This is a genomic window from Pseudomonas coronafaciens pv. oryzae str. 1_6 (assembly GCF_000156995.2).
In the GTDB taxonomy this organism is placed as follows: domain Bacteria; phylum Pseudomonadota; class Gammaproteobacteria; order Pseudomonadales; family Pseudomonadaceae; genus Aquipseudomonas; species Aquipseudomonas tremae.
Genome location: NZ_CP046035.1, coordinates 3,837,953 through 3,849,765 on the forward strand (window position 1 = coordinate 3,837,953; position 11,813 = coordinate 3,849,765).

Consider the following 11,813-nt stretch of genomic DNA (forward strand, 5'->3'; position numbering starts at 1 on the left):
TGCTCACTCTTCGCTGGTGTGCACTTTACGGTGCAGGATGGCTTGGAACTCGTCAGCAAACGTGTAATAACGGCTGATCAAGGTCTCACTGCGCGCGGCGAAACGGTTGTAGGCAATAACAGCCGGGATGGCTGCGAACAGGCCGATGGCCGTTGCAATCAGTGCTTCGGCAATACCCGGTGCCACAGTGGCCAGTGTTGCCTGCTGGGCAGTCGCCAGACCGCGGAAGGAGTTCATGATCCCCCACACGGTACCGAACAGACCGACGTACGGACTGGTAGAACCGACGGTCGCCAGGTAAGGCAGTCCTGCTTCGAGCTTTTCTTCCTCTCGGGAGATCGCTACGCGCATGGCGCGTGCCACACCTTCCATGACTGCATCAGGATCGACGCCGGACTGCTGACGCAGACGGGAGAATTCCTTGAAACCGGCACGAAAGATTTGCTCGACGCCCGAGTCCGGATCGGGGTTGCTGCCTGCCTGACGGTACAGCTTGGACAGGTCGATGCCCGACCAGAAGCGCTCTTCAAAGCTGTCCAGTGCGCGCCGACCTGCACGCAGCATATTGCTGCGCTGAAAAATCACGATCCACGAGGTGACCGAAGCGGCCACCAGAATCAGCATTACCAACTGAACAACAATGCTGGCATTGCTGACCAAACTCCACATGGAGGAATGGTCGACGACGTTAGCTTCCACGCTTTATCTCCTGCTCTGAATGTATGCCCGCGCCGCCCTGGTCGGCAAAGGCCGCTCGCAGAGCTTCGGGAATGGCCCGGGGTTTAAAACTATCGGCGCGTACACACGCCACCAGGAACTGCCCCTCGCAGAGCAGTGTTGCATCTGACGCCCGCCTGATCTGCTGTGTAAAACGCAGGCTGACACGGTTCAATTCGGTTACTTCTGCACTGACAAGCAGCTCGTCATCCAGCCGCGCCGGCTTGTGATAACGCGCCTCACTGGAGTGCACGACAAATAAAAGGTTTTCCTGCGCCAGTTCGGACTGGGCAAAGCCCAGATCCCGTAGCCGCTCGGTACGAGCCCGCTCCATGAATTTCAGATAATTGACGTAGTAGACGATGCCGCCAGCATCGGTGTCCTCGTAATAAACGCGACAGCGATGTGCGAACGACTGAACCCCGTTTTGCGCGCGCATACTCTAGTGCTTACTCCTCAGGTTGCCAATCGGCTCAGGCAACTGTTTTTCAACGTTTTGCAGCTTATTACCAGTATCGGCCGCAAGACTGGCAATGTGACCACAGGAACCCTGAATAAATTGCAAAGCATTACTATAAATCCGCCGGGTCATCGACAAAATCACCCGCTGCCGGCATCTCACCCATTCGCGAGGGGATATTCAGCCCGAAATGCAGGTACGCATGACGAGTGACCACGCGCCCGCGAGGTGTGCGCATGATATAGCCTTGCTGGATCAAATAGGGCTCCAACACGTCTTCAATTGTGTGACGTTCTTCACTGATGGCCGCCGCCAGGCTGTCGACACCTACCGGACCACCGTCAAACTTCTCGATCATGGTCAGCAGCAGACGCCGGTCCTGATGATCGAAACCGTGTTCGTCGACATCCAGCAGGTTCAGCGCCTTGTCAGCTGTCTGACGGGTAATCTGCCCGTTGCCACGCACTTCGGCGAAGTCCCGCACCCGACGCAGCAGGCGGTTGGCGATCCGTGGTGTTCCTCGCGCGCGCCTGGCTATCTCGAACGCCCCCTGCGGCTCGATGACCAGCCCCAGAATGCCGGCCGAACGCGACACGATCGTCGAAAGATCAGCGATATTGTAAAACTCGAGGCGCTGCACAATACCGAAACGGTCACGCAGAGGGTTGGTCAGCATGCCCGCACGCGTGGTCGCGCCCACCAGCGTGAAGGGTGGCAGATCAAGCTTGATCGAACGCGCCGCAGGTCCCTCACCGATCATGATATCGAGCTGAAAGTCTTCCATTGCCGGGTACAGCACTTCCTCGACAATCGGTGACAGCCGATGGATTTCATCGATGAACAGCACGTCATTGGGCTCAAGGTTGGTCAAGATCGCAGCCAGATCCCCTGGCCGCTCCAGCACCGGGCCGGAAGTACTCTTGATCGACACGCCCATTTCCTGGGCAATGATATTGGCCAGTGTGGTCTTGCCCAGACCGGGCGGGCCGAAGATCAGCGTGTGATCCAGCGCTTCGCTGCGGCCTCGGGCAGCCTGGATGAACAACTCCATCTGCTCGCGAACGGTAGGCTGGCCGATGTAATCGGCGAGACTCAGCGGACGAATGGCACGATCCATCTGTTCATCGCGATCACGGCCACCAGCGGCGGTAATCAGGCGGTCGGCGTCTATCACTTAACCCATCCCCTTCAACGCGCGGCGAATCAGATCTGCACTGCTCAAGTCTTTTTCCTTGATGGCGGAGACAGCCTTGCTTGCCTCCTGAGGCTTGTAACCCAATGAAATCAGCGCGCTGACAGCATCGGATTCGGCCGACGCAACAGGCTCGGCCTGATTAGGGCCATTGGAAACCAGTGCGAAGGTGCCTGGCAATGCCTCCCAGGCCTTGAAACGATCCTTGAGCTCGACCAGCAGACGCTCGGCGGTCTTTTTGCCCACGCCAGGAATGCGCGTCAAGGCCGAGGTATCCTGAGCCTGAACACAACGCACCAGCTCATCGACCTCCAGACCCGACATCAAGGCCAAGGCCAGCTTTGGCCCTACTCCATTGAGGCGAATGAGCTCACGGAACAGCTCGCGCTCGCGCTTTTCGTAAAACCCGTACAGCAAATGCGCGTCTTCGCGCACCACCAGATGGGTATACAGCGTGACGGTTTCGCCGACATGCGGCAGCCGATAAAGGGTGGTCATCGGCACTTCCAGCTCGTAACCGACACCATTGACATCCAGCACCAGATGCGGAGGCTGCTTCTCGGCGATAGAGCCGCGTAAACGTCCAATCACGTTTCAGATCCTTTCGTGTTGCGTGTCGCTTGCGCGAAGAAATTGAACACAATCCGTCATAAAAAAGCGTGCGGGCGATGCTATCAGAGACGCAGCCGACCGCCGCGACTACGCGCAGTACTCAACCCATGCGGAATCAGACTGGAGCGCGTGTGCGCGTGACACAACGCAATCGCCAGGGCGTCGGACGCATCGATCTGCGGTTTCTGAGTCAGCTTGAGCAAATGCATGACCATCATCATCACCTGCTCCTTATTAGCGCCACCGGTGCCTGCAACGGCCTGCTTGACCTGAGTGGCCGTGTATTCGGCGATTTCCAGCGCCTCTTCGGCACCCGCCACGATGGCCGCACCTCTGGCCTGCCCCAACTTGAGCGCCGAATCAGCGTTGCGCGCCATGAAGACCTTTTCGATGCCCATAGTTACAGGCCCGTAAGTCTTGATGACTTCACGCACACCGCGATAGACGATCTGCAAACGCTCGTGCAGTTCGCCGCTGCCGGTGCGAATACACCCGGAGGCCACATAAACACAGCCGCGCCCGGTATCACGCACCACGCCATAGCCGGTAATTCGCGAACCGGGATCGATACCTAGAATAAGAGTCATAACGCCTGCAGCTTCAGAAGGTGACGCAAAAGCAATGTGCGCAGCATAAAGGCAGAAGCCGGAGGCCGATAGCTGCGTGATGCTCACAGCTTCGTTCCCCCGGCTTCTGACACGGTGCTACCAGTCGACGATCAGCCCAGTTGCTCCATGACTTCGTCAGGAATTTCCGCGTTCGAATAGACATTCTGCACGTCATCCAGGTCCTCAAGCATATCGATCAGCTTGAGCACCTTTTCGGCGGTTTCCAGATCAAGCACTGCGCTGGTAGTAGGCAGCATGACGATTTCCGCATCATCGGCCTTGAAGCCTGATGCTTCCAGCGCGTTGCGCACCGCATAAAACCCGGAGAACGAGGTAAAGACATCGATCGAGCCGTCTTCATTGGTCACGACATCGTCGGCGTCAGCCTCCATAGCCGCTTCAATCAGCGCGTCTTCATCAACACCGGCAGCAAAGGATATTTGCCCCTTGCGATCAAACAGGTAGGCAACAGAGCCGTCGGTGCCGAGATTGCCACCGCATTTAGTGAACGCATGACGCACCGCGGCAGCGGTCCGATTGCGGTTGTCAGTCATGGTTTCGACCATGATCGCCACGCCGCCCGGACCATAGCCCTCATAACCCAGCTCTTCTACATCATCCCCGTCGGATGCACCCACGCCCCGCGCCACTGCACGATCAATGGTGTCGCGAGTCATGTTGGCGCCAAGGGCCTTGTCCAGCGCCAGACGCAAGCGCGGGTTGGAGCCAGGATCACCGCCACCCTGACGCGCAGCAACGGTCAGCTCACGGATCCACTTGGTGAAAATCTTGCCTTTTTTGGCGTCCTGACGCTCTTTGCGGTGCTTGATGTTGGCCCACTTGGAATGACCTGCCATTTCTCGCTCCAGATTCTTTTTGAAACACCTTCACCTTTCGCCCATGAGCCATCTGGCAAAAAGCTTCACTCGATAAGGGTGATACAGGGCGCATCGTAGATGCGCCCTGCCCGGCATCACTCGGCCTTTGGCTGCTCGCGCAGACGAATATGCAACTCGCGCAGTGCCTTGGCATCGACAACGCCAGGTGCCTGGGTCATGACATCGGCAGCACTCTGGGTTTTCGGGAACGCAATCACTTCACGGATAGACTGCGCACCGGTCATCAGCATGACCAGACGGTCAAGGCCAAACGCCAGGCCGCCGTGCGGTGGCGCACCGTACTTCAGCGCATCCAGCAGGAAGCCGAACTTCTCTTGCTGCTCGTCTTCGGCGATGCCCAGCAGTCGGAAAACTGCCTGCTGCATTTCCTTGCGATGGATACGGATCGAACCACCACCCAGCTCGGTGCCGTTGAGTACCATGTCATAGGCACGGGACAAGGCTGTCGCCGGGTTGGCTTCCAGCTCTTCAGGCGTGCACTTGGGTGCCGTGAAGGGATGGTGCAACGCGGTAAAGCTGCCGTCGTCGTTCTCTTCGAACATCGGGAAGTCGACGACCCACATCGGCGCCCACTCGCAGGTGTGCAGCTTGAGGTCGTTACCGATCTTGATCCGCAGAGCGCCCAGCGCCTCGCTGACAACCTTGAACTTGTCCGCACCGAAGAACACGATGTCGCCATCGACGGCGCCGACGCGGTCAAGGATGACATTCAGGTTTTCTTCAGGAATGAACTTCACGATAGGCGACTGCAAGCCTTCCGGCCCTTTCGCGCGCTCGTTGACCTTGATGTAAGCCAGACCTTTGGCGCCGTAGATGCTGACGAACTTGGTGTAGTCGTCGATCTGGCTGCGCGCCATGCTGGCAGCACCCGGTACACGCAGCGCGGCAACACGCCCCTTCGGGTCGTTGGCCGGACCGCTGAACACCTTGAATTCCACGCCAGTGAGCTGGTCGGCAACGTCTACCAGTTCCAGCGGGTTGCGCAGGTCAGGCTTGTCGGAGCCATAGCGGCGCATGGCTTCTTCGAAAGTCATGTGCGGGAAGTCACCGAACTCCAGGTCCAGAACTTCTTTGAACAACTGACGAACCATCTTCTCGGTCAGACCGATGATGTCTTCTTCGTTGAGGAAGCTGGTCTCGATGTCGATCTGAGTGAATTCAGGCTGACGGTCGGCACGCAGGTCTTCGTCACGGAAGCACTTGGCGATCTGGTAGTAGCGGTCGAAGCCGGCCACCATCAACAGCTGCTTGAACAGCTGAGGCGACTGCGGCAGCGCAAAGAAGCTGCCCGGGTGTGTGCGGCTCGGGACCAGATAGTCGCGAGCGCCTTCCGGGGTGGCGCGGGTCAGGATCGGCGTCTCGACGTCGAGGAAACCGTTCTCGTCCAGGTAACGGCGAATGCTGGTGGTAATGCGCGAACGCAAACGCAGCTTCTCGGCCATTTCCGGACGGCGCAAGTCGATGAAGCGATAACGCAGGCGCGTCTCTTCGCCAACGTCAGAGTATTCATTCAGCGGGAATGGCGGAGTTTCGGATTCGTTCAGCACTTCGAGTTCGTAACCCAGAACCTCGATGGCACCGGACGCCATGTTCGCGTTCACGGCACCGGCCGGACGAGCACGAACCTTGCCCACGACCTTGACGACGTACTCGCTGCGCACACGGTCAGCGGCGGCGAAGGAGTCTGCACGATCAGGGTCGAACACTACCTGAGCCATGCCCTCACGGTCGCGGATATCGAGAAAGATAACGCCCCCGTGGTCACGACGACGGTGGACCCATCCGCAAAGGGTAATTTCCTGGCCTTCCAGACTTTCGTTCAGTTGGCCGCAATAATGGCTGCGCATCATGATGGTGTTTTCACTTCTCGTAATTCGAATTCGGTGGCGCTTTCGCTCCTGGCTTGCGCTCAGTGGTGCAAGGCACCGGCACAAGGCTCAAACCAGCCCAGGCCCACGCAAAGTACGCCCGCTGGCAAGACGGGGGATTATATAGAGTTAATTGACACCGTGCAGCCGAACGAACCTGTGAGGCCCGGATAAGTTCGCGGTCGCTCCGTGCAGCCGGGCAGTGCATCCGCAGCAGAGAAGGCAGGCGCGCCGTGGCGAGCCCGCAGAATGAGGAGAGGGTCGAGCTAGGCGTGGGAATTTTCCAGACAGTCAGCCTTTAAAACATGGGCAACGCAGACAACGCGAATCAAACCGCTGAAATTCTTGACGCCGCCATAGCGCAAGTGCACTTCCCTGTCGATGTACGACAGCACCGCATTGACGGAGCATTCATTGGAACTGGCGATGCCCGACAGAATATTCCAGTACACGTTTTCCAGACGCAAACACGTTGCCAGCCCATTAAGCCTGACCGACTTCGAATGAGGCTGTGCCAGCGTCATATTGAAATCCTGAACAAAGGGATCGTGACGTATGTCCACCTCCCGATGTAAAACTTTAACCTCTTGATCAATCCCACTGGTCATCATTACCACCCTCGAATCAATAAATTCAAAACACCGGAAGAAATATTCAAAAACACATAAATACCCGATGTATAAAACATTATTCGAGCAGCTATAACCAGCAGGCTCCGCAGCCTGTCACTGTAGGACATTGCCACAGAAATCAGCGGAATATCGTTAACACTTGAAGGGCGATAGAGCGAGTTAACAACAGGAAATAAAACAGTGGGTGATACACCGCGGATGACCATCATGCCCGGCTGACGCTTCGTACTGCCGGTCGCCGGTGCGCATGCGGTAACAGATGGGCGAGCCTCGCTGCCGCAGACGTAAAGCGGGCGGGCGACCTTCAAAGTCGCCCGCCAGTACCGTTACTTCGACTCGAGCATCGAGCGCAGCATCCAGGCCGTCTTTTCATGCACCTGCATGCGTTGTGTCAATAGATCGGCTGTCGGTTCATCGCTGACCTTGTCCAGAAGAGGAAAGATACTACGAGCAGTTCGGACAACGGCCTCTTGACCCTGAACCAGACTTTTGATCATATCTTCAGCACTTGGAACGCCCTCTTCTTCTTTGATGGAAGACAGACGGGCATACGTGGAATACGTACCCGGTGCAGGAAAGCCCAACGCACGAATACGCTCGGCGATAGAATCGACCGCCAGTGCAAGTTCGTTGTATTGCTCTTCAAACATCAGGTGCAGCGTGCGAAACATAGGCCCGCTGACATTCCAATGAAAGTTGTGAGTCTTGAGGTAAAGCACGTAGGTATCGGACAGCAGGTGCGACAGGCCGTCCACGATCGATTTGCGATCCTCTTCACTGATACCAATATCAATTGCCATGTTTCATGCCCTTTTAGTGAGGATTGAAAGCCGTACTGCCCGCTACTCTATCAAGAGAACCCGACCGATGCAGCCTTCCGTTGCGGCGATGCGGCGGGAACGTTGCGCGGAGCAGATAGTGTTCCGGGGAGCACCCTTGTTGATGAGGCAACGGGCATGGCGAAAAATTCGTGTCTGTTTCGGAGGCTCGGGGGGAAGCCAGCCAGAACGCTCTGCTTGGGCACCTTCAGAGACATTGTGCCGAGACTTGCAAGTGACCCATGTCAGGCACGGTGGCCATAATCAATTGCTGATTTGAGTAGGATCGGGCTTTGCTGTTAAATACACGGCGTGTCGCCAATGAGTAGCCCTTCAGCATCGGCGCATAGGCTGGCCCACCGTTCGTGCATCACGCCTCATCTTGTTCAGAAGCGTACCGGGCGTTACCAGCTATTTCTTGTAATCCTTCTTGCATGTGAGCTTTTTAAAATGTTGAAAATTGTCCACCTGGTAACGGGAGCAGCTGCCCTGTTGCTTTCTTTCATCCCCAGCCTGCGTAGCGAGGCCATGTCTCCCTACCTGCAACAGCCCGACGCGCTTTACCTGGCTTTCTTCGGTCTGCTTAACCTGATACTTGCACCGGTAATCCCTTACTGGAATCGAGGCCCACGTCATAACCTGCAAAATCTGGTCAGCGCACTGCTTGTCATCGCAGTCGTCGTGCAGACACTCACCCTGCTTGTTCCGCTCCTGACCATTGCCGGGCAACCTGCAATCATGGTGAGCCTGGCAATCGCCGTGCTGGCTGTGGTTCTGCATCTGGGTGTCAGCTTCTACAGGTCATACTCGCCTTCGCCCGCACCTCAAAACCACGACATGAGCAATCGCGATACAGGCACTGTGAAGTGGTTCAACACCTCCAAAGGCTTCGGCTTTATTTCCCGGGACTCCGGCGATGATATCTTCGTCCATTTTCGCGCCATCCGCGGTGAGGGTCATCGCGTCCTGGTCGAAGGTCAACGTGTCGAGTTCTCAGTCATGAATCGCGACAAAGGCCTGCAGGCCGAAGACGTGATTGCAGCCCTGCCCCGCCGCTGATTACTTCAGGCCATACCTTTAGTTTCAGGCAATAAAAAACCGCGACATCCCGAAGGGAGTCGCGGTTTTTTTATGGGCACAGCCCGATCAGTAGTGAGGTGGCGGCGCATCTTCCTCGAAGGTATCGAACTGACTGCCCATTTCTTCCTGACGCTTGAGCATGGCTGCCATCTGCTGTTGCAGGTGCTCAAGCTCACGCTGCTGCTTTATCAAGACATCATTGAGTGCCTGAATGGTGTCATCCTGAAAGGCCATCCGGCTTTCCAGCTCCATGACTCGATCTTCGAGACTCATGATTGCTCCCCCTCAAATCTGAAATCATTCGTCGTCAACGCCGGCTTGAGTCGCCGACAGATCGCTGCAAACTGCTCGTCGCTGTAGGCAACGGCAGCATGCTTGCCCCAGACGGGCGCGGGCCAGGCGACATCGTCACGCTTGCGCACTATGACGTGCATATGAAGCTGACTGACCACATTGCCCAAAGCCGCAACGTTGATTTTATCCGCATCGAAAACATCTTTCAGCATCTTTGCCAGCGCGTTTGTCTCCTGCCACAACTGCAATTGATCAGCAGGCTCCAGCTGAAAAACCTCGCTGATATCGGCCCGACGCGGCACCAGAATGAACCAGGGATAATGTGCATCGTTGGACAGCAGCAACCGACACAGGGGAAAGTCACCAATGGGCAAGGTATCTTGCTGAAGACGAGGGTCCAGAACGAACACGATAGGAAGCTCCTGATTGCCAGGTGGATGTCAGGCCAGCCCGGATGGATAAAGCTGGCATTTGATAGCGGGAAGGATACGCGCGATAGAGCAATGCTTCACCTGCAGATAGCACGACGCACCAACGTGCAACCTTAAGTAGCATTACCGCACCGATTTGAAGCCGCAGCAGTGCGTGATAAGACCCCAGGAGAGCTTGACGAGATAATGATGGGCCTGATGTACATGAAAATGAAACAGTCCAGCCCCCACCATAGAGCCCTTCCAGAGAGCGCCCCAGGTTCAGGCACACGTAACAATGAGTGCACCAAAAACACACACTGTTGTTGCCGTACCAACACCAAGCCTTCGTTTTTTACCCACACGATGCGGCCAAGGGTAACGCTTGAGGAGGATAAAGCGCTGGCCATCCCAAGAAGAGGTGAAGATCATGAATTCTCATGAAATGTATATTTCCTTTTAAAACATAGAGTTAAAATTGCAACTCAATGCCAATTCTGATTTTTCACAAAATTTTTTCATTTTCGAATGATTTGTGCACGCTTGTTGCTTTATCACCCATATGATCACGGTGCCTCTGGCGGAAAACAGAGGTGACACGGTCAAGGGAAAACGGCCCGGTACGCCCATCGCCGTAAAGATTCTGAAAGGATAGAGCTGTATCTATCGCTACAAAAGTCAGCGTGATGTAGATTCCGCCGACCAAAAATAGAAAGAGCCGCCCAGATAAAAAAGCAGGTGGGACGGCACAAAATCTTCTAAAAACCAAAGGAGCAATCACGATGAGAGTGATGAAGTGGAGCGCAATCGCACTGGCCGTCACGGCTGCCAGCGCCCAACTGGCAACAGCGGCACCTTTCGTCAGCGATCAGGCTGAGGCCAAGGGTTTCGTTGAAGGCAGCACGCTTGACCTGAAGCTGCGCAATTACTATTACAACCGCGACAAGAAAGCCGGCGCTGCTGACGATCGTGACTGGACCCAAGGTATCTGGGCCAACTTCAGCACCGGTTACACCCAAGGCACCATCGGTGTCGGCGTAGAAGCTTTCGCTTACGCTGGTGTGAAACTCTGGGGCCCGGACAAATATTCGGGTTCGGGTAACCTGATTACCGACTCTGCCGGCAACAACGAAGACACACAGAGCAAGGCCGGTGGCGCTGTTAAATTCCGCGTTTCGAAGACTGAGCTGAAAGTGGGCGACATGCAGCCCACGAGCCCTGTGTTTGGAGTCGGCGGCTCGCGCCTGCTGCCTCAGACGGCAAGTGGTATCAGCCTCCAGAGCAGCGAGCTTAAGGGCCTGGATGTTGAAGCGGGTCATTTCTACTCAGGCACCAGCCAGGATGACACCAGTCACGGCGGCGGCATCTTCGCAAACTATGCTGGCGTTGAAGCCAAAAGCGCAGACTTTGCCGGCGGCAAATACGCCATCACCGATAGCCTTGGCGTGGCGTTCTACGCAGCCAAACTCGAAGATATCTGGGATCAATACTACGGTAACGTGAACTACGCGCTGCCACTGGGTGGCGATCAGTCGCTGGCGTTCGACGCTAACATCTATCGCACCGTTGACGAAGGCAGCGCAAAAGCTGGCTCTATCAGCAACACCGCGTTCTCCGGCTCCGCAGCCTACTCGTTCCTTGCTGCGCACACCGTGACCCTGGCGTTCCAGAAGATCAACGGTGACACGCCGTTCGACTACATCGGTATCGGCGACAACAACCGCGGTGGCGATTCGATCTTCCTGAACAACTCGATTCAGTACTCCGACTTCAACGGTCCGGGTGAAAAATCCTGGCAGGCTCGCTACGACCTGAACATGACTCCGTACGGCGTGCCCGGCCTGAGCTTCATGACCCGCTACATCAAAGGTACCGACATCGACGGCACCAAAACACCTGCTGGCAGCGCTTATGCTGGCCTGTACGGTGCTGATGGCGAACACCACGAGACCAACCTTGAAGCCAAATATGTCGTCCAGACCGGCCCGGCCAAGGACTTGTCCTTCCGTGCTCGTCAGGCATGGCACCGCGCCAACGCCGACCAAGGCGAAGGCGACGTCAACGAGTTCCGCCTGATCGTCGATTACCCGATCTCGATCCTGTAATCGCAGTTCAGCACTCGTTAACAAAAGAAGCCCGGCTCATGCCGGGCTTTTTCATTGAGCCGGGAAAGCGCCCTCCCGCCACCTGCAAGCCCGCCCTGCCCTGTACGTCACCGGAACA

General features: G+C 56.4%; 14 protein-coding genes. 2 read left to right on the forward strand and 12 right to left on the reverse strand.

Annotated elements, in window-relative coordinates:
- Nucleotides 1-3: 3 nt before the first annotated feature.
- From tolQ to POR16_RS17200, 10 genes are all read right to left on the reverse strand, one after another.
- Nucleotides 4-699 (reverse strand): protein TolQ, encoded by a 696-nt coding sequence (tolQ, locus tag POR16_RS17155; RefSeq protein ID WP_002554655.1) that lies wholly within the window; start codon nucleotides 697-699, stop codon nucleotides 4-6.
- Nucleotides 689-1,156, reverse strand: coding sequence for a tol-pal system-associated acyl-CoA thioesterase (gene ybgC, locus POR16_RS17160; protein ID WP_005891989.1), 468 nt, complete (start codon nucleotides 1,154-1,156; stop codon nucleotides 689-691). The genes tolQ and ybgC overlap by 11 nt, the downstream gene beginning before the upstream one ends.
- Nucleotides 1,157-1,289: 133 nt before the next feature.
- Nucleotides 1,290-2,351, reverse strand: a complete 1,062-nt coding sequence (ruvB, locus tag POR16_RS17165; protein WP_005891988.1) for a Holliday junction branch migration DNA helicase RuvB — start codon at nucleotides 2,349-2,351, stop codon at nucleotides 1,290-1,292.
- Nucleotides 2,352-2,960, reverse strand: a complete 609-nt coding sequence (gene ruvA / locus POR16_RS17170) for a Holliday junction branch migration protein RuvA (protein WP_005891987.1) — start codon at nucleotides 2,958-2,960, stop codon at nucleotides 2,352-2,354. It lies immediately after the preceding gene.
- A gap of 83 nt (nucleotides 2,961-3,043) precedes the next feature.
- Nucleotides 3,044-3,568: a crossover junction endodeoxyribonuclease RuvC gene (gene ruvC, locus POR16_RS17175; protein WP_004657902.1), complete on the reverse strand. Its 525-nt coding sequence runs from the start codon at nucleotides 3,566-3,568 to the stop codon at nucleotides 3,044-3,046.
- Between the two features lie 131 nt (nucleotides 3,569-3,699).
- The gene (locus POR16_RS17180; RefSeq protein WP_005891986.1) at nucleotides 3,700-4,446 is read right to left on the reverse strand and encodes a YebC/PmpR family DNA-binding transcriptional regulator; all 747 of its coding nucleotides are present in this window, start codon (nucleotides 4,444-4,446) and stop codon (nucleotides 3,700-3,702) included.
- A 116-nt stretch (nucleotides 4,447-4,562) separates the two neighbouring features.
- A complete protein-coding gene (gene aspS, locus POR16_RS17185; protein ID WP_005891981.1) occupies nucleotides 4,563-6,338 on the reverse strand; it encodes an aspartate--tRNA ligase in 1,776 nt (591 codons plus the stop codon).
- A 284-nt stretch (nucleotides 6,339-6,622) separates the two neighbouring features.
- Complete coding sequence (locus tag POR16_RS17190) at nucleotides 6,623-6,964, reverse strand: ribbon-helix-helix domain-containing protein (protein WP_371906434.1); 342 nt, start codon at nucleotides 6,962-6,964, stop codon at nucleotides 6,623-6,625.
- 2 nt (nucleotides 6,965-6,966) lie between these two features.
- Nucleotides 6,967-7,296: a hypothetical protein gene (locus tag POR16_RS17195; RefSeq protein ID WP_144114450.1), complete on the reverse strand. Its 330-nt coding sequence runs from the start codon at nucleotides 7,294-7,296 to the stop codon at nucleotides 6,967-6,969.
- A gap of 18 nt (nucleotides 7,297-7,314) precedes the next feature.
- Entirely contained in the window at nucleotides 7,315-7,788 is a 474-nt protein-coding gene (locus POR16_RS17200; RefSeq protein WP_003314356.1) for a Dps family protein, read from the reverse strand.
- A 468-nt stretch (nucleotides 7,789-8,256) separates the two neighbouring features.
- Here POR16_RS17200 and POR16_RS26815 point away from each other — a divergent pair, with 468 nt between their 5' ends.
- Complete coding sequence (locus tag POR16_RS26815) at nucleotides 8,257-8,865, forward strand: cold-shock protein (protein ID WP_005891971.1); 609 nt, start codon at nucleotides 8,257-8,259, stop codon at nucleotides 8,863-8,865.
- Between the two features lie 87 nt (nucleotides 8,866-8,952).
- On the opposite strand, the gene POR16_RS17210 is transcribed toward POR16_RS26815, so the two are convergent.
- Nucleotides 8,953-9,159 carry a SlyX family protein gene (locus tag POR16_RS17210; protein WP_005891970.1) on the reverse strand — a complete coding sequence of 69 codons (207 nt, stop codon included), beginning with the start codon at nucleotides 9,157-9,159 and terminating at the stop codon, nucleotides 8,953-8,955.
- Nucleotides 9,156-9,590: an HIT family protein gene (locus tag POR16_RS17215; RefSeq protein ID WP_005891969.1), complete on the reverse strand. Its 435-nt coding sequence runs from the start codon at nucleotides 9,588-9,590 to the stop codon at nucleotides 9,156-9,158. The genes POR16_RS17210 and POR16_RS17215 overlap by 4 nt, the downstream gene beginning before the upstream one ends.
- A gap of 782 nt (nucleotides 9,591-10,372) precedes the next feature.
- Between POR16_RS17215 and POR16_RS17220 the strand changes: the two genes are divergently transcribed.
- A complete protein-coding gene (locus POR16_RS17220; RefSeq protein WP_005891968.1) occupies nucleotides 10,373-11,695 on the forward strand; it encodes an OprD family porin in 1,323 nt (440 codons plus the stop codon).
- The last annotated feature ends 118 nt before the right edge of the window (nucleotides 11,696-11,813 follow it).

Bases quoted from the DNA above. Each gene is read 5' to 3' on its own strand.
- POR16_RS26815 (WP_005891971.1), top strand. From the start codon at position 8,257: ATGTTGAAAATTGTCCACCTGGTAACGGGAGCAGCTGCCCTGTTGCTT.
- POR16_RS17190 (WP_371906434.1), bottom strand. From the start codon at position 6,964: ATGACCAGTGGGATTGATCAAGAGGTTAAAGTTTTACATCGGGAGGTG.
- ybgC (WP_005891989.1), bottom strand. From the start codon at position 1,156: ATGCGCGCGCAAAACGGGGTTCAGTCGTTCGCACATCGCTGTCGCGTT.
- POR16_RS17180 (WP_005891986.1), bottom strand. From the start codon at position 4,446: ATGGCAGGTCATTCCAAGTGGGCCAACATCAAGCACCGCAAAGAGCGT.
- aspS (WP_005891981.1), bottom strand. From the start codon at position 6,338: ATGATGCGCAGCCATTATTGCGGCCAACTGAACGAAAGTCTGGAAGGC.
- POR16_RS17220 (WP_005891968.1), top strand. From the start codon at position 10,373: ATGAGAGTGATGAAGTGGAGCGCAATCGCACTGGCCGTCACGGCTGCC.
- ruvC (WP_004657902.1), bottom strand. From the start codon at position 3,568: ATGACTCTTATTCTAGGTATCGATCCCGGTTCGCGAATTACCGGCTAT.
- POR16_RS17210 (WP_005891970.1), bottom strand. From the start codon at position 9,159: ATGAGTCTCGAAGATCGAGTCATGGAGCTGGAAAGCCGGATGGCCTTT.
- POR16_RS17200 (WP_003314356.1), bottom strand. From the start codon at position 7,788: ATGGCAATTGATATTGGTATCAGTGAAGAGGATCGCAAATCGATCGTG.